The sequence below is a fragment of the Agrococcus sp. KRD186 genome, assembly GCF_017168255.1.
GTDB lineage: Bacteria > Actinomycetota > Actinomycetes > Actinomycetales > Microbacteriaceae > Agrococcus.
The window spans coordinates 930,995-955,040 of the sequence record NZ_JABFAP010000001.1 but is presented as its reverse complement, the minus strand read 5'-3'; the positions used below and the strand labels follow the sequence as shown (position 1 = coordinate 955,040).

The 24,046-nt window shown below is 71.6% G+C and carries 19 protein-coding genes; 16 read left to right on the top strand and 3 right to left on the bottom strand.

The genetic code is table 11. The features are described 5' to 3' along the window. Positions 1–8: 8 nt before the first annotated feature. Complete coding sequence (locus tag J1M46_RS04570; RefSeq protein ID WP_206446732.1) at positions 9–1,397, top strand: serine hydrolase domain-containing protein; 1,389 nt, start codon at positions 9–11, stop codon at positions 1,395–1,397. Positions 1,398–1,434: 37 nt separating this feature from the next. Here J1M46_RS04570 and J1M46_RS04565 read toward each other — a convergent pair whose 3' ends face one another. After that, entirely contained in the window at positions 1,435–2,088 is a 654-nt protein-coding gene (locus J1M46_RS04565) for a DUF4126 domain-containing protein (RefSeq protein WP_206446731.1), read from the bottom strand. A 101-nt stretch (positions 2,089–2,189) separates the two neighbouring features. On the opposite strand from J1M46_RS04565, the gene J1M46_RS04560 reads away from it, so the two are divergent. Next, positions 2,190–3,815 carry a sensor histidine kinase gene (locus J1M46_RS04560; protein WP_206446730.1) on the top strand — a complete coding sequence of 542 codons (1,626 nt, stop codon included), beginning with the start codon at positions 2,190–2,192 and terminating at the stop codon, positions 3,813–3,815. Then, positions 3,812–5,023 (top strand): diguanylate cyclase domain-containing protein, encoded by a 1,212-nt coding sequence (locus J1M46_RS04555; protein WP_206446729.1) that lies wholly within the window; start codon positions 3,812–3,814, stop codon positions 5,021–5,023. The genes J1M46_RS04560 and J1M46_RS04555 overlap by 4 nt, the downstream gene beginning before the upstream one ends. Here J1M46_RS04555 and J1M46_RS04550 read toward each other — a convergent pair. Both J1M46_RS04550 and J1M46_RS04545 read right to left on the bottom strand, forming a co-directional pair. Further along, complete coding sequence (locus J1M46_RS04550) at positions 5,005–5,850, bottom strand: response regulator transcription factor (protein WP_206446728.1); 846 nt, start codon at positions 5,848–5,850, stop codon at positions 5,005–5,007. The two genes, J1M46_RS04555 and J1M46_RS04550, sit on opposite strands and share 19 nt — an antisense overlap. Positions 5,851–5,938: 88 nt before the next feature. Beyond that, positions 5,939–6,445 (bottom strand): hypothetical protein, encoded by a 507-nt coding sequence (locus tag J1M46_RS04545; protein ID WP_206446727.1) that lies wholly within the window; start codon positions 6,443–6,445, stop codon positions 5,939–5,941. A 127-nt stretch (positions 6,446–6,572) separates the two neighbouring features. On the opposite strand from J1M46_RS04545, the gene coaE reads away from it, so the two are divergent. From coaE to tpiA, 13 genes are all read left to right on the top strand, one after another. After that, on the top strand, positions 6,573–7,190 hold the full coding sequence (gene coaE / locus J1M46_RS04540; RefSeq protein ID WP_206446726.1) for a dephospho-CoA kinase: 618 nt from the start codon (positions 6,573–6,575) through the stop codon (positions 7,188–7,190). Positions 7,191–7,199: 9 nt separating this feature from the next. After that, positions 7,200–9,251 carry an excinuclease ABC subunit UvrB gene (uvrB, locus tag J1M46_RS04535; RefSeq protein WP_206446725.1) on the top strand — a complete coding sequence of 684 codons (2,052 nt, stop codon included), beginning with the start codon at positions 7,200–7,202 and terminating at the stop codon, positions 9,249–9,251. A 60-nt stretch (positions 9,252–9,311) separates the two neighbouring features. Further along, positions 9,312–10,082 (top strand): 5-oxoprolinase subunit PxpA, encoded by a 771-nt coding sequence (locus J1M46_RS04530; RefSeq protein WP_206446724.1) that lies wholly within the window; start codon positions 9,312–9,314, stop codon positions 10,080–10,082. A gap of 61 nt (positions 10,083–10,143) precedes the next feature. Continuing rightward, positions 10,144–11,739, top strand: a complete 1,596-nt coding sequence (locus tag J1M46_RS04525; protein WP_206446723.1) for a 5-oxoprolinase subunit B/C family protein — start codon at positions 10,144–10,146, stop codon at positions 11,737–11,739. Further along, a complete protein-coding gene (locus J1M46_RS04520) occupies positions 11,724–13,451 on the top strand; it encodes an acetyl/propionyl/methylcrotonyl-CoA carboxylase subunit alpha (protein WP_206446722.1) in 1,728 nt (575 codons plus the stop codon). Before J1M46_RS04525 ends, J1M46_RS04520 begins: the two co-directional genes overlap by 16 nt. A 78-nt stretch (positions 13,452–13,529) precedes the next feature. Then, on the top strand, positions 13,530–16,406 hold the full coding sequence (gene uvrA / locus J1M46_RS04515) for an excinuclease ABC subunit UvrA (protein WP_206446721.1): 2,877 nt from the start codon (positions 13,530–13,532) through the stop codon (positions 16,404–16,406). Beyond that, a complete protein-coding gene (uvrC, locus tag J1M46_RS04510) occupies positions 16,403–18,313 on the top strand; it encodes an excinuclease ABC subunit UvrC (protein WP_206446720.1) in 1,911 nt (636 codons plus the stop codon). The genes uvrA and uvrC overlap by 4 nt, the downstream gene beginning before the upstream one ends. Continuing rightward, positions 18,310–19,173: an RNase adapter RapZ gene (rapZ, locus tag J1M46_RS04505; protein ID WP_342384276.1), complete on the top strand. Its 864-nt coding sequence runs from the start codon at positions 18,310–18,312 to the stop codon at positions 19,171–19,173. The genes uvrC and rapZ overlap by 4 nt, the downstream gene beginning before the upstream one ends. Before the next feature lie 14 nt (positions 19,174–19,187). Continuing rightward, complete coding sequence (whiA, locus tag J1M46_RS04500; protein ID WP_206446719.1) at positions 19,188–20,165, top strand: DNA-binding protein WhiA; 978 nt, start codon at positions 19,188–19,190, stop codon at positions 20,163–20,165. A 94-nt stretch (positions 20,166–20,259) separates the two neighbouring features. Further along, positions 20,260–20,883: a superoxide dismutase gene (locus tag J1M46_RS04495; protein ID WP_206446718.1), complete on the top strand. Its 624-nt coding sequence runs from the start codon at positions 20,260–20,262 to the stop codon at positions 20,881–20,883. An 80-nt stretch (positions 20,884–20,963) separates the two neighbouring features. After that, the gene (gene gap, locus J1M46_RS04490) at positions 20,964–21,971 is read left to right on the top strand and encodes a type I glyceraldehyde-3-phosphate dehydrogenase (RefSeq protein ID WP_206446717.1); all 1,008 of its coding nucleotides are present in this window, start codon (positions 20,964–20,966) and stop codon (positions 21,969–21,971) included. Positions 21,972–21,976: 5 nt separating this feature from the next. After that, positions 21,977–23,188 carry a phosphoglycerate kinase gene (locus tag J1M46_RS04485; RefSeq protein WP_206446716.1) on the top strand — a complete coding sequence of 404 codons (1,212 nt, stop codon included), beginning with the start codon at positions 21,977–21,979 and terminating at the stop codon, positions 23,186–23,188. Beyond that, complete coding sequence (gene tpiA, locus J1M46_RS04480) at positions 23,185–23,982, top strand: triose-phosphate isomerase (RefSeq protein WP_206446715.1); 798 nt, start codon at positions 23,185–23,187, stop codon at positions 23,980–23,982. The genes J1M46_RS04485 and tpiA overlap by 4 nt, the downstream gene beginning before the upstream one ends. The last annotated feature ends 64 nt before the right edge of the window (positions 23,983–24,046 follow it).

Here is a 24,046-nt window from a genome sequence, read left to right as displayed (position 1 = left end):
ATCGGAGCATGCCCGCTGACGACGCGATCACCCATGCCCTCGACTACGCCGAGCGCTGGCTGGCCTACCGGCGCTGGCGGCTGCGCATCCCCGGCGTGCAGGCGGCGGTGCGCGTCGGCGGCGAGCTCGTGCTCGACACGGCGCACGGGGTGGCGGATGCGTCCACGGGCGAGCCGCTGACGCCCCGGCACCGCTTCCGCGTCGCCTCGCACTCCAAATCCCTCGCCGCACTGGCCGCGATGCGGCTGGTCGACGAGGGCCGGCTGCGGCTGGATGACGAGGCGCAGGTGCACGTGCCTGCGCTGGCGGGCACGGACGCCGGCGCGCTGCTGGTTCGCGAGCTGCTCTCGCACGGCGCCGGCGCGGTCCGCGACGGCGACGACGTGGGCTTCTGGCATCTGCAGACCGAGTTCCCCGACCTCGACGGGCTGCTGGGCATCGCGCGGACCGGCGCGCTGCGCATCCCCGCGTCCACCGAGTTCAAGTACTCGAACATCGGCTTCGGCCTGCTGGGCCTGATCATCGAGGCGGTGACCGGCAGCGACTACCCCGAGGCGCTGCAGCAGCTCGTCGCCGGGCCGCTGCAGCTCGAGGGACTCACGGCCGATCTCGGATCGGGCGATGCGCAGGAGCTCGTCGCCGGCCACTCCGGCCTGCACTCCAGCGACGAGCGCGAGGTGCTCGGCAGTCCGGCCGCCGGTGCCCTGGCAGCCGCTACCGGCGCAGTGGCGAGCGCCTCCACGCTCAGCGACGCGCTCCGCACCGTGGCCGACGCGGATGACCGGCTGCTCACCGCCGCCGCCCGCCGCCGCATGCGGCAGCGGCAGTGGACGACCGCCGGCCGCGACGAAGGCGCCACCGGCTACGGACTGGGACTCATGCTGCGCGAGGTGGACGGCCGCGAGTGGGTCGGCCACGGCGGTGCGTGGACGGGCCAGGCGACCAGAACCCTCGTGGACGCCCGGCGCGACGTGGTCGTCAGCGTGCTCACCAACGCGATCGACGGGCCCGCGGAGGAGCTGGCGGTCGGCGTCGCCCGCATCGTGAGCACGGCGCTGGAGGCGGCGACGGATGCGCCGAGCGCCGACGAGCTCGATCGGCTGCGCTCGTTCGAGGGGTCCTTCGCGAGCATCTGGGGCCGGGTCGATGTGGCCGAGTTGGGCGGCCGCCTGCTCGGCATCTCACCCGCGGCTGCCGACCCGCTGCAGGCGGTGGACGTGCTCGAGCCGCAGGACGACGACCGGGTGCGCATCACCGCCGCCACCGGGATGGGGTCCGGGCACGAGTTCGCACAGGCGCAGCGGGATGCGAGCGGCCGGGTCGTGCGGTGGCGCGGCGCGATGCACCTCGACGCGGTCGAGGCCGTGCCCATGGAGACCGCCCGGTCGGGTGGCTGAGCGCGCGGCGGGCCAGCTGCGCGTCATCCGCCGGCTGTCACCCTTCCGGGGTCAGGCGTTCGCTGTCGTCGCGCTCGGCGATCCGCGCGGTGGCCGGCCGCAGGTCGGCATTCCTGCGCTTCCTGGCGTTCCGCCAGATCGACCAGCTCAGCAGGCCGAGCAGCAGCAGGCCCAGCAGCACCAGCACGGGGGCCACGATGGCCAGCAGCGACATGCCGATCGCGCCGACGTCCTCGATGGTCGAGATCACCGGCGCCGCGGCGCCGGCCGTGGCGATGTTCGCGGCCGGGCGCATGGCGGTCTTCCCGACGTGCACCGTCAGCGCGATGACGGCGCCGACCACGATCGGCACCCACTGGTTGGAGGCGAAGAACTCCGCCGGGTCGGTGACGGCGACCGTCGACGCGGTGGAGGAGGAGCCGAAGACCAGGCCACCGGCGGTGGGTCGCACGATCGTCTGGATGACGTCATTGACGCTGTCGACCGCAGGGATCTTGTCGGCCACGAGCTCGACCACCAGCAGCACGGCGAGGATGCCGAGCACCCACCAGTTCGAGATCCACGCCCAGCCGTCCGGCAGCGCCATCGCCTCGGGGAAGAACCGGTTCGCGAGCCCGACGGCGAGCATCGGGATGTACGCGTTCATGCCCGCCGCGGCGGCGAGGCCCGACCCGGTCAGGAACTCGAGCATGGTCACTCCCTCTCGTGCGACGGTGGGCGTCGCATGCCGCGATGCTAGCCCTCGCCGCCCGGGAGCACCTCGAAGCGCTCGGCGCACAGTAGATTCGGAGCATGTTCGCGGCGGTCACGACGGCCCGCACCGGTGCGGTGCGGGCTGATCGCACGCGCGAGCGGGCCACAGCGGTCAATCAGCTCATGCTGGCTGCAGCCGCGCTCGCCGCCGGGGGACTGGTCGTGGTGCTGGGCGACGTCCGCGACAGTGACATCATCTTCGCCGGCGTCCTGCTGATCTTCGGGCTCACCGTGCTGGCCCTGGTCGTGCCGTGGAACCGCATCCACCCGAACTGGGTGACGCTGGTGCCCATCGGCGATCTGCTCGCCATCTTCCTGCTCCAGATCGGCGAGCCGGATGCGGAGCTGTGGCTGCTGTGGATGGTGCCTGCGACCTGGCTCGCGACGGTCGGCGGCTGGCGGGGCCTGCTGATCGGGGCGGTCGGCTCGAGCGTGCTCTTCTGGGTGGTGAACCTGCTCCACGACGGCTTCAGCAGCGCCGTGCAGGTGGTGCTGGGGCCGCTCGCGCTCTCGGTCGCGGCGATCGTCGCCTTCGTCGCCTCGCGGCGCTCCGCGGCGCAGCGGGAGCTGCTCGACGAGCAGGCCGAGTACCTCGACCACGCGGTCGAGCGCGCCCGCCGGCAGGAGGATGCGGTGAGCGAGCTGCTCGACGCCGTCGACTTCGGCGTCGTCCGCATCGGTGCCGACGGCTCGATCTCGATCGAGAACGACGCCCACGCTCGCCTGAGCGCCACGGGTGCCGACGGTCAGCTCTTCGACGCCGACGCCGAGACGGCCATCGAGCCGGGCATGGCGCCGCTCGCCCGCGCCCGTCGCGGCGAGACCTTCGAGAACGCGCTGCACTGGCAGGGCCCTCCCGGCGAGGGGCGGCGTGCCCTGCAGTCGACCGCGCGGCGTCTCATCGACGTCGACGGCACGGACGTCGGGGCGATCCTGGTGACCAGGGACGTCACGGCAGAGCGGATGGCGGTGCAGATGCGCGACGAGCTGGTCGCGTCGGTCTCGCACGAGCTGCGCACGCCGCTGACGAGCGTGCTCGGCCACCTCGACCTCGCTCTCGAGGACGCCGACGTCGGCAAGCAGGCGCGCCGGAGCCTGGAGATCGCCGAGCGCAATGCCTCTCGGCTGCTCGTCATCATCGGCGACGTGCTGGCCGCGACCGCCGACGGTCAGGGCCGCTTCGACGTCCGGCCGGTCGACGAGGAGCTCTCGCGGATCGTGCTCGCCGCGGTCGAGGCGCTCGAGCCCAAGGCCGGAGCGCGCGGCATCCGCATCGACACCTCCGGCGTCGAGTCGGCGGTGGCTGAGGTCGATCCCGTACGCATCAGGCAGGTGGTCGACAACCTCGTCGGCAACGCCGTGAGCTATCACACCGGCGACGGGCTGATCGCGGTGGGCGTGACGAGCGACGACAAGCACGCCTGGCTGGTGGTCCGCGACGACGGGCCGGGGATCGCCGAGGACGTGCTGCCGCAGCTGTTCCAGCGGCGCTTCCGCGGTGCGGCAGCGCAGGCGAGCCGACCGCACGGCAACGGCCTGGGACTCGCGATCAGCCGAGACCTCGTGCGAGCGCACGGCGGTGAGATCACCGTGCAGAGCGAGCCGGGGTCCGGCGCCACCTTCGTGGTGCGCATCCCGCTGCGCCGATCAGGAGCCGTCGCATGACCCTCGATCCAGACACCGTCAAGCTCATCACCGCGCTCGTCGTGCACGTCGCGGGCGGCGTGTTCGTGCTCGAGACCATGCTGCGCAAGGACGACCGCGCGGGTCGGGTCTGGGCGCTCGGCTTCATCGGCGGGATGATCGCCACCGAGGCCTATCTGCTGGACGCGGTCACAGACGCAGGCTGGTGGGCGGTCGCCATCGGCAACGGGGCGTGGGTGGCGACGCTGGGGCTGCTGTGGATCGGCTGCCGGGTCTTCAACGGCAGGCAGAGCCGCAGCGCATCGATCGTGGTGGCCGTCGGCGCGCTGGTCACCGTCCTCGCCGCGGTGCTCGACGCCGGCGACGGCTCCAGCTGGTCGGGCGTCTGGGTGATGTTCATCGGCAATGCCCTCTTCGCCGGCCTCGGCGCGATCGAGACGCTGCGCGGCACCATGCGGCGCACCCGCACGGCACTGGGCCTCGGCGCGGTGCTCGCGCTGGCGTGCGTGTTCCAGCTGCTGCGGCTCGTCAGCGCCGTGACCCTCGGCACCTCGCACGAGCTGTTCCGAGAATGGGTCAGCAGCGGCATCGCCGGGGTCGCGACCATCTGCCTCGTGATCGTGGCCGTGGTGACCGCGTCGGTGCTGCGTGCCGAGCAAGTGCGGCTGCGCGGCACCGAGGATTCCTCGCTGATGGCGATCGCGCCGGACGGCGTGCTGCTGGCGCCGTCCTTCGCCCGGGTGCTGGGCGGCCGGCTCATGCGCGCGAACCGGCGTGCGGAGCTCTTCGCGGTGCTGGTGATCAGCATCGACTCGCTCAACCGCATCGCGACCGCCTTCGGCGCCGATGAGGCGGAGCACGTTCGCCAGGCCGTGCGTGCCGCGACCCGACGGCTGTCGCCGACCACCGCGGCGCTCGGCACGGATGATCACGGCATGCTGATGCTCGCCTTCCAGCCCTCCTCGCCCGCCGACGCCCGCCAGCTCGGCGCGCGCATGCACCGGGCGATGCTCGATCAGCTGGGCACCGCGGGCGTGCCGGTGGTGCCGCCGATCGGGATGGGCGTGAGCCTGACGAGCATCACCGGCTATGACCGCGACACCCTGCTCGACGCAGCCAGGATGGCCGCGAAGCGGGCGATCGCGAGCGACGACGTCACCGTGGTGGTGGCCGGTGAGGACGACGAGTCGGAAGGTCCCGCCGTCGGCGATCAGGCGGTGCGGCGGTAGCCGACGCCTCGCACGGTCTCGATCCAGCGGGGCTCGGAGGGGGACTCGCCGAGCTTGCGCCGCAGGTTCGCGACATGCACCTCGATCGCCCGCGCGTCGTGCTCGCTGAGGTAGTGGTCGGGCTCGCCGCGCTCGCCGCGCAGCATGCCGGCGAGCTGCATCTTGCTCACCACGCGACGTCCCGAGCTCAGCAGCATGCGCAGGATGTCGAACTCGCTGCGCGTCAGCTCCACCTCGGCGCCCTCGAGCTCGACCACGCGCGCGCCGGGTTCGAGCCGCAGGCCGCGGTGCTCGAGCGAGGCGTGCTCCGTGTCGCCCTCTGCCCAGGTGGCCGAAGGCGCATCCGGGGCCGGCGACGAGGGCGGGCTCTGGGTGAGGATCGACCCGGTGCTCGTCGGGTGCGGCGCTGAGGACTGCGGTGCGGACGGATGCGGCGGGGACGGATGCGTCGACGCGAGCACGCGGGGACGCCGCATCATCGCCTCGATGCGGGCGCGCAGCTCGCGGGGGCGGAAGGGCTTGACGATGTAGTCGTCGGCGCCCGTCTGCAGGCCCACGAGCGTGTCGATCTCGTCGCCCCGCGCGGTGATCATGACGATGTACGCGGTGCTGATCGCACGCACCTGCCTGGCGGTCTCGAAGCCGTCGATGCCCGGCATGTTCACGTCGATCGTGACCACGATCGGGTCATGCTCGCGCACCAGCTCGACACCGGTGGCGCCGTCGGCGGCGCTGTGCACGGCGAAGCCGCCCTGGGTCAGCACCTGCGCAAGCAGCTCACGGATGTCCTCGCCGTCCTCGATGACGACTGCGACGTCCTCGTCCATAGGTCTCCCCACATCCGCACCACGTGACCAGGTGCCTTCCGCCCGATGCTACCCTGCGGATCCACCAGGAATGGCACCGGGCCGGGTCTCATGCGGCTCTGCGGACGGGCGCCGACGGCGCGCGACCCACCAGGACGACCGCGCCGAGCAGCAGCACGACGGCCAGCGCGGGAATGGCGTACGAGGGCTGGAGCATCACCGACACGATGCCGCCGACCACCGGCACGCGCAGGCTCGGCGCCCATATCTCGGTGCCGATGGTGCGCTCCGTGGTGGATCCCTCGCTGCGCGCGGCCGTGACGACCGTCCAGGTGTCGGCGGAGGCCGGGGCGATCGAGACCACCTGCTCGAGGTGCCCGGCGGCGGCACCCGGGCCGCGCACGCTCATGACGTCGCCGACGGTCACCTCGGCGGCTGGACGCTTGGTGACGATGGTGAGGTCGCCGGCGTCGAAGCTCGGTGCCATCGCGCTGGTCGAGACGACCTCGGCGCGCGCGAGCCCCGCGAGCGAGGCGCTCCACAGCACGGCGCCGGTCGCCGCGACAAGCCCGACGCACGCGAGCAGGATGATGGCGATGCCGCGGAGTGCGCGCACGATGCTTCCTCCCCTTTGACGGACGAGCGGTCCTCTCGACGCTATGAGGACAGCCTCAGGACGGCGTGCCCGTTCGCACAGGTGTCGCTTGAGGCTTCCTCAGGAGATGCCGTGACAGAATCGGGCCATGCCTCTCGTCGCGCTCACCGGCGGCATCGCCTCCGGCAAGTCCACGATCGCCGGCAGGCTCGCCGAGCGCGGAGCCGTCGTCGTCGACGCCGACGCCCTGGTGCGCGAGCTGCAGCAGCCCGGCCAGCCGGTGCTGACCGCCATCGCGGCGGAGTTCGGCGACCACCTGCTGCTGCCGGACGGGGCGCTCGACCGCACGGGCCTCGGCGCGGTGATCTTCGCCGACCACGACGCCCGCCACCGACTGAACGCGATCGTGCACCCCGCTGTCAGCGAGGAGTCCGGCCGGCGCTTCCGGGCGGCGTTCGCTGCTGACGCCGAGGCGGTGGTGGTGTACGACGTACCGCTGCTGGTCGAGGCCCGTCCCGACGATCCGTGGGACCTCGTGGTGGTCGCGCACGCGCCGGCCGAGACGCGCATCCGCCGCCTTGTGGAGCTTCGGGGGATGGACGAGGCGGATGCGCGGGCTCGCGTCGCGTCGCAGGCAAGCGACGAGCGACGGCTCGCGATCGCCGACGTCGTGATCGAGACCGACGGCGACCTGGCGGCGACGCTCGAGCAGGTCGACCGGCTCTGGGAGAGTCTCGCTCAGCACCGTGTGGGCGGCCGCTCGTAGGCTTGCAGCATGGAACCGACCCGTGCCGTGCGGCCGTTCGAGGTCATCAGCGAGTATCAGCCCTCCGGTGACCAGCCGCAGGCGATCAGCGAGCTGACCGCCGCCCTCAACCGCGGCGAGACCGACGTCGTGCTGCTCGGCGCCACCGGCACCGGCAAGAGCGCCACCACCGCGTGGCTGATCGAGCAGGTGCAGCGGCCCACGCTCGTGCTGGCCCACAACAAGACGCTCGCCGCGCAGCTGGCCAACGAGTTCCGCGACCTGCTGCCGAACAACGCGGTCGAGTACTTCGTCTCCTACTACGACTACTACCAGCCAGAGGCCTACGTGCCGCAGACGGACACCTTCATCGAGAAGGACTCGTCGCTCAACGCCGAGGTCGAGCGGCTGCGGCACTCGGCGACGAACTCGCTGCTCTCGCGGCGCGACGTCGTGGTCGTCTCCACCGTCTCCTGCATCTACGGCCTCGGCACGCCCGAGGAGTACCTCGAGGCGATGGTGGCGCTGCAGATCGGCATGCGCATCGACCGGCAGGCGCTGCTGCGCCGCTTCGTCTCGATGCAGTACCAGCGCAACGACGTGGCCTTCACGCGCGGCACCTTCCGAGTGCGCGGCGACACCATCGAGATCATCCCGATGTACGAGGAGCACGCGATCCGCATCGAGCTCTTCGGCGACGAGATCGAGGCGATCTCGACGCTGCACCCGCTCACCGGCGAGGTGCTCCAGACGCACCAGTCGATCTCGATCTTCCCCGGCAGTCACTACGTGGCCGGCAGCGACCGCATGCACAAGGCGATGGAGCGCATCCGCGACGAGCTCGACGGGCGGCTGAAGGAGCTCGAGCGCGAGAACAAGCTGCTCGAGGCGCAGCGGCTGCGCATGCGCACCACCTTCGACCTCGAGATGATGGAGCAGATCGGCTTCTGCTCCGGGATCGAGAACTACTCGCGGCACATCGACGGCCGCGGGCCGGGGGAGGCGCCGCACTGCCTGCTCGACTACTTCCCGGACGACTTCCTGATGGTGATCGACGAGTCGCACGTCACGGTGCCGCAGATCGGCGCCATGTACGAGGGCGATGCGAGCCGCAAGCGCACCCTCGTCGAGCACGGCTTCCGGCTGCCGAGCGCGCTCGACAACCGGCCGCTGAAGTTCGGCGAGTTCCTCGAGCGCACGCCGCAGAAGGTGTACCTCTCGGCGACGCCGGGCAAGTACGAGATGGGCCTCGCCGACACCGTGGTCCAGCAGATCATCCGGCCGACCGGCCTGGTCGACCCGAAGCTGGTCGTGAAGCCCACCAAGGGGCAGATCGACGACCTGCTCGAGGAGATCCGGGTGCGCGCCGAGCGCCAGGAGCGCGTGCTCGTGACGACGCTGACGAAGAAGATGGCCGAGGAGCTCACCGAGTACTTCACCGAGGCGGGCGTGCGGGTGCGCTACCTGCACTCCGACGTCGACACGCTGCGCCGGGTCGAGCTGCTGACGCAGCTGCGGCAGGGCGTGTACGACGTGCTGGTCGGCATCAACCTGCTGCGCGAGGGGCTCGACCTGCCGGAGGTCTCGCTGGTGTCGATCCTGGATGCCGACAAGGAGGGCTTCCTGCGCTCGTCGACGTCACTCATCCAGACCATCGGCCGCGCCGCCCGCAACGTGGCAGGCGAGGTGCACCTGTACGCCGACCGCATCACCGATTCGATGCGGCTGGCGATCGACGAGACCGACCGCCGGCGCGAGATCCAGGTCGCGTACAACACCGAGCACGGCATCGACCCGACGCCGCTGCGCAAGCGCATCGCCGACATCACCGAGGTGCTGGCGCGCGAGCAGGCCGACACCGACGAGCTGCTCGAGGGCACCCGGCGCGGCGCGCCGACACCGCGGCTGGCGCGCGACCGCTCCGACCTCGACGGGCCGGGGCAGCTGGAGTCGATCATCGCCGACCTGACGGCGCAGATGACCGAGGCGGCCGGCGAGCTGAAGTTCGAACTGGCCGCGCGCATCCGCGACGAGCTGCACGACCTGAAGCGCGACCTGCGGCAGATCCGCGAGGCGAGCTGAGGCTCAGGCCGATCAGCGCCCATCCCATGGGATGGTGAGAGCGGGCGGAGGGAGCCGGGCGTGACGAGCATCGACCTGAACTCGGATCTGGGCGAGAACGTGCCCGGCCGGATCGTCAGCGACGACGAGGCGATGCTGCGCATCGTCACGAGTGCGAACGTCTCCGCCGGATTCCATGCGGGCAGCCCCGAAGGCATCGCGGCGACGCTGCGGGCGGCTGTCGAGCAGGGCGTCGCGATCGGCGTGCACCCCGGCTACCGCGACTACGAGGGCTTCGGCCGCGTCGAGATGGAGCTCGACTCGGCAACCCTGCAGGCGCACGTCGAGTACCAGCTCGGCGCGCTGCAGGCGCTCGCCTCCGCCGCCGGCGGCCGTGCCGTCTACGTCAAGCCGCACGGCGCGCTCTACAACACCATCGCGCGCGACCAGCGCAAGGCGAAGGACGTGGTGGCCGCCATCCGCGCGGTCGACCCCTCGCTCGTGCTGCTCGGCCTGGCGGGCGGTGTCGTGCTCGACATCGCCGATCGGGCGGGACTGGCGACGGCCGCCGAGGCCTTCGCCGACCGTGCCTACACGCCCGAGGGCCTGCTCGTCTCGCGCACGCTCGAGGGCTCCGTGCTGCACGACCCCGAGCTCGTCGCCGCCCGCATGGTGCGGCTCGCGCAGGAGGGCGTGATCGAGGCGATCGACGGCAGCGACGTCGCGGTGCGCGCGGAGTCCATCTGCGTGCACGGCGACAGCGCCGGCGCCATCGCGATGGCACAGGCCACGCGCGAGGCGCTCGAGGCCGCCGGGGTGACCATCGCGCCCTTCGCACCGGTGCGCCCATGACGGCCGACGCATCCGCAGCGCAGCTCTCGCAGGCGCGTGCCGCCCGGGCCGTCTCCGCCGCATGACGCGCGTGCTGGTGGCGGCCGACACCGCCCTGCTGCTCGAGGCGGCCGATCTCGACGAGTCGATGCGGCTGCTGCCGGCGCTCGTCGCCGCCGAGCTGCCGGGCGTCACCGAGCTCGTGCCCGCCGCCCGCACCATCCTGGTGCGCTTCGACCCGACCGCGAGCACGGCGGCCGAGCTCACCGCGCGGCTGCTCGCGCTCGAGCCCACGACCGAGCGCGCGACGGGCACCGGTGCCGTCACGATCCCCGTGCGCTACGACGGCGAGGACCTCGCCGAGGTCGCCCGGCTGCTCGGCGTCAGCCACGACGAGCTCGTCGCCCGGCACCAGGCGGCCACCTGGACGGTCGCGTTCGCCGGCTTCGCACCCGGCTTCGGCTACCTCGCCGGCGACGACCCGCTCTTCGACGTGCCCCGGCGCTCCTCGCCGCGCACGCGCATCCCCGCGGGCTCGGTCGCTCTGGCCGGCCGCTTCTCGGGCGTCTACCCGAAGGAGAGCCCCGGCGGCTGGCAGCTCATCGGCCGCACCGACCTGGCGATGTGGGATCTCGAACGCGACCCGCCCGCGATCCTGGGGCCCGGCACGACGGTGCGCTTCGAGCGCGTCGAGCGCGCGCTCGTGCGGGCGCAGGCGCCCGAGCACCGCGCCGTCGACGCCGCGCATGCGATCGAGGTGGTGCGGCCCGGCCTGCAGCTGCTGGTGCAGGATCTGGGCCGCCCCGGCATGGCCGCCGAGGGCGTCTCGGCCTCCGGCACCGCCGACCGCGCGGCCCTCGCCGAGGCCAACCGCGCCGTCGGCAACGCACCCGGCGAGGCGGGCCTCGAGCTCGCCGGCGGGGGAGCGCTGCTGCGGTTCCGCGGCGACGCGGTCGTCTCGCTCGCGGGCGCGATGGCGGATGCGTGGGTCGAGCCGGGCGGTGCGCCCGACTCGGTGACGCACCCCGTCGAGCACGGTCGCCCGATCGCCATCGAGGACGGCGAGGCGCTGCGCATCGGCGCCGCCCGCGACGGCCTGCGCGTGCTCGTCGCGATCCGCGGCGGCATCGCGCTCGATCCCGTGCTCGGCAGCCTGGCGACCGACACGCTCGCGCACCTGGGCCCCGCACCGCTGGCCGCGGGCGCCGTGCTGCCGCTCCGCGGCCCCGCCCACGGCATCGCCGCCGTCGAGCGCACCCGCGCCCCGCGCATCCCCCTGCCCGTCACCGGTGAGACGGTCGAGCTCGCGATCGTGCTGGGCCCGCGCGACGATTGGTTCACCGCCGCCGCGCTCGCCACCCTGGTCGAGCAGGAGTGGGAGGTCACGCCTCGCTCAGACCGGGTCGGCGTGCGCCTGCACGGCGCCGTGCCGCTCGAGCGCGCCCGCGACGGCGAGCTCGAGAGCGAGGGCGCGGTCACCGGCGCCATCCAGGTGCCGCCCGATGGGCAGCCGGTGCTGTTCCTGCCCGACCACCCGCTCACCGGCGGGTACCCCATCATCGGCGCGATCGTCGACCGCGACCTCGACCGTGCCGGCCAGCTGCCGCCGGGCTCGCGCATCCGCTTCCGCATCGCGCAGACTGCCTCACCAGGAGGAACCCCATGCAGAAGATCCTGATCGCCAACCGAGGCGAGATCGCCGTGCGCATCATCCGCGCGTGCGCCGAGGCCGGCTACCGCTCGGTGGCCGTCTACGCCGATCAGGATGCCGACGCCATGCACGTGCGGCACGCCGACGAAGCGATCGCGCTGCCGGGGACGACGGCGGCAGAGACGTACCTGAGCATCGAGGCGCTGCTGGCGGCTGCCCGCTCGAGCGGCGCGGACGCCGTGCATCCCGGCTACGGCTTCCTCTCCGAGAGCGCCGCGTTCGCGCGCGCCGTGGAGGGCGCGGGCCTCACCTGGATCGGTCCGACGCCGGAGAGCATCGAGGCGCTCGGCGACAAGGTCACCGCTCGCCGGATCGCGCAGCGCACCGGCGCCCCGTTGGCCCCGGGCACCGACCGGCCGCTCGCCGACGCCGCTGAGGCGGTCGCCTTCGCGCGGGAGCACGGTCTGCCGGTGGTCGTGAAGGCCGCATTCGGCGGCGGCGGCCGCGGGCTGAAGGTGGCCCGCACCATCGACGAGGTGGCGGATGCGTTCGGCTCGGCGACGCGCGAGGCGGTCGCGGCGTTCGGGCGCGGGGAGTGCTTCATCGAGCGCTACCTCGAGCATCCGCGGCACGTCGAGGCACAGGTGCTCGGGGACGGCAGGGGGAAGGTGGTCGTGGTCGGCGACCGCGACTGCTCGCTGCAGCGGCGCAGCCAGAAGCTCGTCGAGGAGGCGCCCGCACCCGGGCTGAGCGCTGAGCAGCGCACGCGCATCCACACCGCCTCGCGCGACATCTGCGCGGCGGTGGACTACCGCGGGGCGGGCACCGTCGAGTTCCTGCTGGGCGCCGACGGCACCATCTCGTTCCTGGAGGTGAACACGCGGCTGCAGGTCGAGCATCCGGTCACCGAGGCCGTGACGGGGGTCGATCTGGTGCGGGAGCAGTTCCGCATCGCCGAGGGGCACGGCCCGTCGTTCGACGCGACCCCCCAGCCCGCCGGGCACGCGATCGAGCTGCGGCTGAACGCCGAGGATCCCGGTCGCGGCTTCCTGCCCAGCCCGGGCCGCATCGAGGCGCTGCGCGTGCCGGGCGGGCCTGGCGTGCGGTGGGACGCGGGCGTGGAGGCCGGCGACCGCGTCGAAGCCGCCTTCGACTCCCTCGCGGCGAAGCTCATCGTGCATGCGCCCGATCGTGATGCGGCCATCGTGCGCATGCGGCGGGCGCTCGCCGAGCTCGAGGTGACGGGCGTCGCGACGGTCGCGCCCTTCGCGGTCGCGCTGCTCGACGAGCCCGACTTCTCGACCGCCGGCTTCGCCGTCTCGACCCAGTGGATCGAGGCCGAGCTGATGCCGCGGCTCGAGCCGCAGGGCCGAGCCGCGCCCGCGGACCGGCGGCCGCTGCGGCGGGTGCCGATCGAGATCGACGGTCGCCGCGTGGTGCTCGGGCTGCCGGACGCGCTGCTGGCCGCCGCGGCCGGCAGCGCCCCGCCGCAGGGCAGCGCGGACCGGGCCGGATCCCAGCCGGATGCCGCAGCCATCCCCGCTCCCGTGCCAGGCACGCTCGTGCGCTGGCTGCTCGAGGACGGCGCACGGGTCGAGGCGGGCGAGGAGATCGCGGTGCTCGACGCCATGAAGATGGAGACGAAGGTCGCCGCGCACCGCGCCGGCATCCTCCAGCAGCTCGTGGCGGAGGGCAGCGGCGTGGTCGTCGAGCAGGCCATCGGCAGCATCGCCGAGTGAGGCCGTGATGGTGCACGGCGCGTGTGCCTGCGGCGAACGCGGAGGGTCCGTGTCAGCGGCCGGTCCTACGATGTGTGGGTGACATCCACGACCTCCAGCACCTCAGAGCTGCACGTGCGCGGCGCGCGCGAGCACAACCTCAAAGACGTCGATCTGCGCATCCCGCGCGACGCGCTGGTGGTGTTCACGGGGCTGTCGGGATCCGGCAAGTCCTCGCTCGCGTTCGACACCATCTTCGCGGAGGGGCAGCGCCGCTACGTCGAGTCGCTCTCGGCCTACGCGCGGCAGTTCCTCGGTCAGGTCGACCGCCCCGACGTCGACTTCATCGAGGGCCTGAGCCCGGCGGTCTCCATCGACCAGAAGTCGACCAACCGCAACCCGCGCTCGACGGTCGGCACCATCACCGAGGTGTTCGATTACATGCGGCTGCTGTGGGCGCGCGTCGGCGTGCCGCACTGCCCCGTGTGCGGCGAGCGCATCCAGCGGCAGACCGTGCAGCAGATCGCCGACGAGCTGATGGAGCTGCCGGAGCGCACGCGCTTCCAGATCCTCGCGCCGGTGGTGCAGCAGAAGAAGGGCGAGTTCGCCGACCTGATCCGCAACCTGGTCGCGACCGGCTACTCGCGTGCCGTGATCGACGGCGAGGTCGTGCAGCTGGCGGACGCCCCCGCGCTCAAGAAGCAGAACAAGCACGACATCTCGGTGGTCGTCGACCGCCTGGTCGCCGAGCCCGGCATGCTCTCGCGGCTGACCGACTCGCTCGAGACCGCGCTGCGCCTCGCCGACGGCCTCGCCACCATCGACTACGTCGACCTCGACGAGAAGGATGCCGATCGCCGTCGCACCTTCAGCGAGAAGCTCTCGTGCCCGAACCGGCACCCGGTCGCGCTCACCGAGATCGAGCCCCGCACGTTCTCCTTCAACGCACCCTTCGGCGCCTGCCCCGCCTGCACGGGCATCGGCACCCGCATGGCTGCCGATCCCGACCTCGTGATCGCCGACGACGCGCTCTCGATCCGCGAGGGCGCGATCCTGCCGTGGACGCAGTCCGGCAAGGGGCTTTACACCTACTTCGAGCGGCTGCTCACGGGCCTCGCCAATGACATGGGCTTCTCGCTCGAGACGCCCTGGGGCGAGCTCGACGACGACGTGCAGAAGGTCATCCTGCACGGCACCGACGGCAACGTCATGGTGCAGTGGCGCAACCGCTACGGCCGCACCCTGAAGTACGCCTCCGGCTACGAGGGCGTCATGCCCTACATCCAGCGCAAGCACGCGGAGGCAGACAGCGACTGGGTGCGCTCGAAGCACGGCGAGTTCCTGCGCGAGGTGCCCTGCCCCGAGTGCGGCGGCGCGCGACTGAAGCCCGAGGTGCTGGCGGTGCTGGTGCACGGCTCGTCGATCGCCACGGTCTCCGACATGAGCCTGAACGACGCGCACGCGTACATGCACGGCCTCGATCTCGACGACCGTGAGGCGACCATCGCGGCCGCGGTGCTGCGCGAGATCCGCGCGCGGCTCGACTTCCTCATCCGCGTCGGGCTCGGCTACCTCTCCCTGTCGCGCGCGGCCGCCACCCTTTCCGGCGGCGAGGCCCAGCGCATCCGCCTCGCGACCCAGATCGGCGCGGGCCTCACCGGCGTGCTCTACGTGCTCGACGAGCCGTCCATCGGCTTGCACCAGCGCGACAACCGCAAGCTCATCTCGACGCTCGAGGCGCTTCGCGACCTCGGCAACACGCTCATCGTGGTCGAGCACGACGAGGACACCATCCGCACCGCCGACTGGATCGTCGACATCGGCCCCGGCGCAGGGGAGCACGGCGGCGAGGTCGTGCACTCGGGCAGCTACGAGGAGCTCCTGGAGAATCCGGCGTCGCTCACCGGGGCCTACCTCTCGGGCCGCGAGTCGATCCCGGTGCCGGCGGAGCGCCGCCCGATCGATCCGGCCCGCATGCTGCGCATCGAGGGCGCGCGGGCGAACAACCTGCAGCACATCGACGTCGACATCCCGCTGGGCGTGTTCGTCGCGGTCACCGGCGTCTCCGGTTCCGGCAAGTCCACACTCGTGAACGACATCCTGCACAAGGTGCTCGCGAACGCCCTCAACGGCGCCCGGCAGGTGCCGGCCCGGCACACGCGGGTGACCGGGCTCGAGCACCTCGACAAGGTGGTGCACGTCGACCAGGGCCCGATCGGGCGCACGCCGCGCTCGAACCCGGCGACCTACACGGGCGTGTTCGACAAGATCCGCAACCTGTTCGCAGAGACACAGGAGGCGAAGACGCGCGGCTACCTGGCCGGCCGCTTCTCCTTCAACGTCAAGGGCGGCCGCTGCGAGGCGTGCCAGGGCGACGGCACGCTCAAGATCGAGATGAACTTCCTGCCCGACGTCTACGTCGAGTGCGAGGTGTGCCACGGCAAGCGCTACAACCGCGACACCCTCTCAGTGCACTACAAGGGCAAGTCGATCGCCGACGTGCTCGAGATGCCGATCGAGGAGGCCGCGGCCTTCTTCGAGCCGATCTCGTCGATCCACCGCTATCTGAAGACCCTCGTCGACGTCGGCCTCGGCTACGTGCGGCTCGGGCAGTCGGCGACCACGCTCTCCGGCGGCGAGGCGCAGCGCGTCAAGCTCGCCACCGAGCTGCAGCGCCGCACCTCCGGGCGCGCCATCTACGTGCTCGACGAGCCCACCACCGGCCTGCACTTCGACGACGTGCGCAAGCTGCTGGAGGTGCTCGACGGTCTGGTGCAGAAGGGCAACACCGTCCTGACCATCGAGCACGCGCTCGACGTGATCAAGAGCGCCGACTGGATCATCGACCTCGGTCCCGAGGGCGGCAGCGGCGGCGGCTACGTCGTGGCCACCGGCACGCCCGAGGAGGTCGCGGAGGTGCCGGAGAGCTACACCGGCGGCTTCCTGAAGGAGATGCTCGGCGCAGGAGTGCGATGACGCCCGCGCCCTCGCGCACCGTCGCGTACAAGCCCGCCCCGGGCACCATCCCGACCGCGCCGGGCGTGTACCGGTTCCGCGACGAGCACGAGCGCGTGCTGTACGTGGGCAAGGCGAAGAACCTGCGGCAGCGGCTGGCGAACTACTTCCAGCCGCTCGAGACGCTCCACGAGCGCACGCGGCGGATGGTGCTCACCGCCGTGCGGGTCGAGTGGACCATCGTGGCGAGCGAGTTCGAGGCGCTGCAGCTGGAGTTCACCTGGATCAAGGAGTACGAGCCCCCGTTCAACGTGCAGTTCCGGGACGACAAGTCGTACCCGTACCTGGCCGTGACGATGGGCGACGATGTGCCCCGCGCCCTCATCACCCGCAACCGCAACCTGCGCGGCGCCCGCTACTTCGGCCCGTACACGAAGGTCTGGGCGATCCGCGAGACGCTCGACCTCCTGCTGAAGGCATTCCCGATGCGCTCATGCAGCCAATCGGTCTACGACCGTGCCGAGCGCAGCGGCCGGCCCTGCCTGCTGGGCGACATCGGCAAATGCTCCGCCCCCTGCGTGGGACGCGTCAGCTTCGACGAGCATCGCGCCACCGCGCGTGACCTCGTCGCCTTCATGAACGGCGGCGACCAGGAGTTCGTCGACCGGGTGCGCGAGGAGATGCAGCGCGCCAGCGCCCGGCTCGAGTTCGAGCGCGCCGCGCGGCTGCGCGACCAGCTCTCTGCGCTCCAGACGGTGCTCGAGCGCACGAGCGTCGTGCTCTCCGACCGGGTGGATGCCGACGTGTTCGGGCTCGTGCACGACGAGCTCAGCGCGGCCGTGCACCTGTTCGCCGTGCGAGGCGGGCGCATCCGGGGCACCAAGTCGTGGGTGGTCGACACCGAGATCGACCTGACCGACGGCGAGCTCGCCACCCAGATCCTGCGCATCGCCTACGAGACCGGCGACCCGCCCGCCCGTGAGGTGCTGCTGCCCAAGCAGCCGGATGCGGCCGACGAGGTCGAGATCTGGCTCACCGACCGCCGCAGCGAGCACGGCCTGCCGGGCAGGGTCGCGGTGCGGGTGCCGCAGCGGGGGGAGAAGCGCAAGCTCGCCGACTCCGCCGCCGTGAACGCCGCGCACGCGCTGCAGGTGGCGCGCACCAAGCGCACCAGCGACTACGTGACGCGCTCGCAGGCGCTCGCCGACCTGCAGGAGGCGCTGGGCATGAGTGAGGCGCCGCTACGCATCGAGTGCTTCGACGTCTCGCACCTGGGCGGCACCGGTGTGGTCGCCTCCATGGTGGTGTTCGAGGACGGCCTGCCCCGCAAGGACCAGTACCGCAAGTTCTCGATCGCGGAGACCACCGACGACACCGACTCGATCTACCAGATCATGACGCGCAGGGCGCGGTACATCGCCGAGGGCGACCCGGAGGACACCGGGACGCGCTTCGCCTACACGCCGCAGCTGCTGCTCGTCGACGGCGGCCGGCCGCAGGTGCAGGCCGCCAAGCGGGCGCTCGATGAGGCCGGCGTGCGCGGCGTCGCGCTGGCCGGCATCGCGAAGCGGCTCGAGGAGCTCTGGCTGCCGGACGACGAGTACCCGGTGATCCTCCCGCGCACGAGCGAGGCGCTCTACCTGGTGCAGCGGCTGCGCGACGAGGCCCACCGGGTGGCGATCGGCTACCAGCGCCAGAAGCGCTCGAGCGCGATCGAGTCGCAGCTGAGCACCATCCCGGGTCTGGGTCCCGGCAGGGTGCGCGCGCTGCTGAAGCACTTCGGCTCCGCCAAGCGCGTGCGCGCAGCGAGCGCCGAGCAGCTCGCCGAGGTGCCGGGCATCGGGCGGGCTCTGGCGGCGACCGTGGCACACAGGCTCAGCGCCGATACGATGGGGGGAGCAGCCGAGCGACAGGGACAGCAAGCGTGAACGCCAGACAGATCGTCATCATCACTGGGATGTCCGGTGCCGGTAGGACGACCGTGGCGAACGCGCTCGAGGACCTGGGCTGGTTCGTGGTCGACAACCTGCCGCCCACGATGCTGCGAGCGCTCGTGCGCACAGCCGCCACCAACGCATCCACGGAGCCCAAGCTCGCGATCGTCGTCGACGTGCGGGGCGGTGCGCTCTTCGACGACGCCAAGCGCTTCGTCGAGATGCTGCGCGCCGAGCACTCGGTGCGCGTGATGTTCCTGGAGGCGAGCGATGCCGAGCTGGTGCGCCGCTACGAGCAGGTGCGCAGGCCGCACCCGCTGCAGGGCGACGGCACCATCCTCGACGGCATCCGCATGGAGCGCACCCGGCTCGAGCCGTTGCGCGGGATGGCCGACGACCTCCTCGACACCACCGGGCTCAACCCGCACCAGCTGACGACGCGCGTCGGCGAGCGGTTCGCTCCCGGCGGCGAGCTCGAGGTGACGCTGACGGTGATGAGCTTCGGCTTCAAGTACGGCCTGCCGGTCGACGCCGACCTGGTCGCCGACATGCGCTTCCTGCCGAACCCGTTCTGGATCCCCGATCTTCGCGGGCACGACGGCACCGAGGCCGTCGTCTCCGACTACGTGCTCAAGCAGGAGGGCGCACAGGAGTTCCTCGACCGCTACGTCGAGGCGCTGCGGCCGGTGCTCGCCGGCTACGTCCGTGAGAACAAGCTGCACGCCGTGCTGGGCGTAGGGTGCACCGGTGGCAAGCACCGCTCGGTGGCCACCGCGGAGCACCTGGCCAAGCGGCTCTCCGGCGCACCGGGCCTGCGGGTCGCCGTCAAGCATCGAGATCTGGGGCGCGAATGACGAGAGGAGCAGGCGTGGCACTGACCGACGACGTCAAGGAGGAGCTCGCGCGGGTCCGCGTGACGAGGCCTCAGACGAAGGCGGCAGAAGTCGCGACCCTGCTGCGGTTCGCCGGCGGTCTGCACGTCATCTCGAACCGCGTCGCGGTCGAGAGCGAGCTCGACTCCGCCGCTGCCGCGCGCAGGCTCGCCAGGAGCATCCTCGAGCTGTACGGCGTGCGCGCAGAGATCGCGAAGATCTCCTCGTCGTCGAACCGCACGAGCGGCGCCTACCTGGTGCGAGTGATCGCCGAGGGCGAGACGCTCGCGAGGCAGACAGGGCTGATGGATGCGCGACGCCGGCCGGTGCGCGGGCTCCCCAACAAGGTGACCACCGGCTCCCTCGAGGATCTGGCGGGCATCTGGCGAGGAGCGTTCCTGGCGCAGGGTTCGCTGTCGGACCCGGGCCGCTCGGCCGCGCTCGAGGTCGCCTGCCCCGGCAACGAGGCAGCCATGGCGCTCGTGGGCGCCGCCGGCCGCCTCGGCGTGCCCGCGAAGTCGCGCGAGGTGCGAGGCGCACACCGCGTGGTGATCCGCGAGGGCGAGCCGATCTCGCGCATGCTCACCACCATGGGCGCCCACCAGACGGTGCAGGCCTGGGCCGAGCTGCGGCAGCGCCGCGAGGTGCGCGCCACGGCGAACCGGCTGGTGAACTTCGACGACGCCAACCTGCGGCGCAGCGCGCAGGCCGCCGTGGCCGCGTGCGCCCGCATCGAGCGCGCGCTCGAGATCCTGGGCCCGGAGGTGCCGGAGCACCTCGCCTACGCCGGCCGTCTGCGGCTCGAGAACCGCGACGCGAGCCTGGACGAGCTCGGGCACCTGGCGAAGCCGACCATGACGAAGGACGCGGTCGCCGGCCGCATCCGCCGCCTGCTGGCGATGGCCGACCGCTCCGCGCAGGACCAGGGCATCCCTGGCACCGAGTCCGCAGTGCCGGAGGACATCGACGTCTGACACGACCCTCCGGCGCCTGTCCCGTGCAGGATGCCGGTGGCTAGGATCGAACTGACCAATCGGCGCGCAGCGCGCGCAAGAGAGGATGAATCCCATGGCCGTCTACACCCTTCCCGACCTGCCGTACGACTACGCGGCACTCGAGCCCCACATCTCCGCGAAGATCATGGAGCTCCACCACGACAAGCACCACAAGGCCTACGTCGACGGCGCGAACACCGCGCTCGAGAAGCTGCAGGCCGCGCGCGACGCCGATGACTTCGGCGCCATCAACAAGCTCGAGAAGGACCTCGCGTTCAACCTCGGCGGGCACACCAACCACACCGTGTTCTGGAACAACCTCGCCGGCGACGGCGGCGGTGAGCCCGAGGGTGAGCTGCAGGCCGCGATCGGCGAGTTCTTCGGCGACTTCGCCAAGTTCAAGGCGCACTTCACCGCCAACGCCACGGGCATCCAGGGCTCGGGCTGGTCGGTGCTCGCATGGGACTCGATCGCCTCGCGGCTGAACGTGTTCCAGCTGTTCGACCAGCAGGGCAACGTGCCCGTCGGCGCGCAGCCGATCCTGATGCTGGACATGTGGGAGCACGCCTTCTACCTCGACTACCTGAACGTCAAGGCCGATTACGTCAAGGCGTTCTGGAACATCGTGAACTGGCAGGACGCGCAGGCCCGATTCGACGCCGCGAAGACGCAGACCGCGGGACTCATCGTCCGCTGACCCACAACGTCACCATGTGACCGGGGCCCCGGGCACGACGCCCGGGGCCCTTCCATCCCGACAGTCAGGAAAGACATCCCATGACTCTGAAGGTAGCCGTCAACGGCTTCGGCCGCATCGGCCGCAACTTCGTTCGTGCAGCGCTTGCCCAGGGCGCTGACATCGACATCGTCGCGGTCAACGACCTCACCGACAACAAGACCCTCGCCCACCTGCTCAAGTACGACTCGGTCTCGGGTCCGCTCGACACCGCCGTGAGCTTCGACGAGGGCACCATCACCGTCGGCGACGACACGTTCCGCGCCCTGGAGGAGAAGGACCCGGCCAAGCTGCCGTGGGGCGAACTCGACGTCGACGTGGTGATCGAGTCGACCGGCCGCTTCACGAAGGTCGACGCGGCATCCGCGCACATCGCCGCAGGCGCGAAGAAGGTCATCCTCTCCGCTCCCGCCAAGGGCCCGGCACCCACGTTCGTGATGGGCGTCAACCACCAGGACTACAACCCTGAGACCGACCACGTCGTCTCGAACGCCTCCTGCACCACCAACTGCCTCGCCCCGCTCGCGAAGGTCTTCCACGAGTCCTTCGGCATCGAGCGCGGCCTGATGACGACGGTGCACGCGTACACGGCAGACCAGAACCTGCAGGACGGCCCGCACAGCGACCTGCGTCGCGCCCGCGCCGCCGCACTGTCGGTCATCCCCACCTCCACCGGTGCGGCGAAGGCGATCGGCCTGGTCATGCCGGAGCTCAACGGCCTGCTCGACGGCTACGCCCTGCGCGTGCCCGTGCCCACCGGCTCGATCACCGACCTGACAGTGACGACCCGCGACGGCCTCACGGTCGACGAGATCAACGCGGCATACAAGGCTGCCGCCGAGTCGGGACCGCTCAAGGGCTTCCTGCAGTACACCGAGGATGAGATCGTCTCGTCCGACATCATCGGCAACCCGTACTCGTCCATCTTCGACTCGGGCCTGACCCGCGTGATGGGCGACCAGGTGAAGATCTCGGCGTGGTACGACAACGAGTGGGGCTACTCCTGCCGTCTGGTCGACCTCGCCGTGCACGTCGGCTCGCAACTCTGATCCGCATGGCGATCCGCACCCTCTCATCGCTCGGCGATCTCGCCGGGAAGACCGTCCTCATCCGCTGCGACTTCAACGTCCCGCTGCAGGACGGTGCCATCACCGACGAGGGCAGGATCGTCGCATCGCTGCCGACCCTTCGCGCCCTGCTCGAGCAGGGCGCGAAGGTGGTGGCGATGTCCCACCTCGGCCGCCCGAAGGGCGAGCCGGAGGCGCAGTACTCGCTCGAGCCCGTCGCCGCGCGGCTGAGCGAGCTGCTCGAGACCCCGGTGGCCTTTGCGACCGACACGGTCGGCGAGGACGCCGAGCGCGTCCGCGCCGCCCTGCAGGACGGGCAGCTGGCGCTGCTCGAGAACCTGCGCTTCGACCCCCGCGAGACCAGCAAGGATGCCGACGACCGCGCTGCGTTCGCCGGCGAGCTCGCCGAAGGTGCAGACGTCTTCGTCTCCGACGGCTTCGGCGTCGTCCATCGCGAGCAGGCGAGCGTGTTCGAGATCGCCAAGGCGCTGCCCAGCGCCGCCGGCATGCTCGTCGAGCGCGAGCTCGAGGTGCTCTCGCGGCTGACCGACTCGCCGGAGCACCCCTACGCCGTCGTGCTCGGCGGCTCCAAGGTGAGCGACAAGCTCGGTGTGATCGAGCACCTGCTGCCGCGCGTCGACCGGCTGCTCATCGGCGGCGGCATGCTCTTCACCTTCCTCGCCGCGCAGGGCCACGGCGTCGCCTCGAGCCTGCTCGAGGACGACCAGCTCGACCGCGTGCGCGGCTACCTGCAGCAGGCGCAGGAGCTCGGCGTCGAGCTGCTGCTGCCCACCGACATCGTCGTCGCAGCCGCCTTCGACGCCGACGCCGAGCACGAGACGGTCGCCGCCGACGCGATCGAGCAGTCGAGCTTCGGCAAGGACGGCATCGGGCTCGACATCGGTCCCGACTCGGCGGCCGCGTTCGCCGACGCCATCTGCGGCGCCTCGACGGTCTTCTGGAACGGCCCGATGGGCGTGTTCGAGATGCCGGCCTTCGCGCACGGCACCAAGGCCGTCGCGCAGGCGCTCACCGAGATCGAGGGCCTCTCGGTCGTCGGCGGCGGCGACTCGGCCGCCGCGGTGCGGCAGCTCGGCTTCACCGACGACGCGTTCGGTCACATCTCGACCGGCGGCGGTGCGAGCCTCGAATTCCTCGAGGGCGCCCGCCTCCCTGGACTGGAGGCATTGGGCCTGTGACCACGCCGAAGGCAGACCGCATTCCGCTCATCGCGGGCAACTGGAAGCTCAATCAGGACCACCTGCAGGCGATCGCACTCGTGCAGAAGCTCGCATGGACCTTGCAGGACGGCAAGCACGACCACGCGGCTGTCGAAGTCGCGGTCTTCCCGCCCTTCACCGACCTGCGCAGCGTGCAGACGCTGGTCTCGGCAGAGAAGTTCGAGCTGCGCTTCGGCGCGCAGGACGTCTCGCAGCACGAGTCCGGCGCCCACACGGGCGAGGTCTCGGCGAGCATGCTGGCCAAGCTCGAGTGCGCCTACGTCATCGTCGGCCACTCCGAGCGCCGGCAGGACCACCACGAGACGGATGCGGTGGTCGGCAAGAAGGCCGCGGCCGCGCTGCAGCGCGGGGTCACCCCGGTGATCTGCGTGGGGGAGACCGCCGAGGATCTGGAGCAGCACGGCGCCTCCGCGGTGCCCGTGCAGCAGCTGCGCGATGTGCTCGCCGAGCTGCCCGACTCCGGCGAGATCGTGGTCGCCTACGAGCCGGTCTGGGCGATCGGCTCGGGTCAGGCCGCCACCTCGGAGCAGGCGCAGCAGGTGTGCCAGGCGCTGCGGCAGACGATCGCCGAGGTGCGAGGCGACGAGGCGGCCGCGGCCACCCGCATCCTCTACGGCGGCAGCGTCAAGTCAGGCAACATCGCCGGCTTCATGCGAGAGCCCGACGTCGACGGCGCGCTCGTGGGAGGCGCGAGCCTCGACGCGGCGGAGTTCGCCGCCATCGCGAGGTACCGGCAGCACGTCGGCACCTGAGCGGCGCGCGGGTCGAGCCCGGTGCTCGGGATTCCCTGCGGTAGGATGCTCGTTGGACTTCCCG

Coding starts and splice junctions, on each gene's coding strand:
- J1M46_RS04555 (WP_206446729.1), top strand. CDS start 3,812: ATGACCCTCGATCCAGACACCGTCAAGCTCATCACCGCGCTCGTCGTG.
- J1M46_RS04495 (WP_206446718.1), top strand. CDS start 20,260: ATGGCCGTCTACACCCTTCCCGACCTGCCGTACGACTACGCGGCACTC.
- coaE (WP_206446726.1), top strand. CDS start 6,573: ATGCCTCTCGTCGCGCTCACCGGCGGCATCGCCTCCGGCAAGTCCACG.
- J1M46_RS04550 (WP_206446728.1), bottom strand. CDS start 5,850: ATGGACGAGGACGTCGCAGTCGTCATCGAGGACGGCGAGGACATCCGT.
- uvrC (WP_206446720.1), top strand. CDS start 16,403: ATGACGCCCGCGCCCTCGCGCACCGTCGCGTACAAGCCCGCCCCGGGC.
- J1M46_RS04560 (WP_206446730.1), top strand. CDS start 2,190: ATGTTCGCGGCGGTCACGACGGCCCGCACCGGTGCGGTGCGGGCTGAT.
- J1M46_RS04520 (WP_206446722.1), top strand. CDS start 11,724: ATGCAGAAGATCCTGATCGCCAACCGAGGCGAGATCGCCGTGCGCATC.
- uvrB (WP_206446725.1), top strand. CDS start 7,200: ATGGAACCGACCCGTGCCGTGCGGCCGTTCGAGGTCATCAGCGAGTAT.
- J1M46_RS04525 (WP_206446723.1), top strand. CDS start 10,144: ATGACGCGCGTGCTGGTGGCGGCCGACACCGCCCTGCTGCTCGAGGCG.
- J1M46_RS04570 (WP_206446732.1), top strand. CDS start 9: ATGCCCGCTGACGACGCGATCACCCATGCCCTCGACTACGCCGAGCGC.
- J1M46_RS04565 (WP_206446731.1), bottom strand. CDS start 2,088: ATGCTCGAGTTCCTGACCGGGTCGGGCCTCGCCGCCGCGGCGGGCATG.
- J1M46_RS04485 (WP_206446716.1), top strand. CDS start 21,977: ATGGCGATCCGCACCCTCTCATCGCTCGGCGATCTCGCCGGGAAGACC.
- gap (WP_206446717.1), top strand. CDS start 20,964: ATGACTCTGAAGGTAGCCGTCAACGGCTTCGGCCGCATCGGCCGCAAC.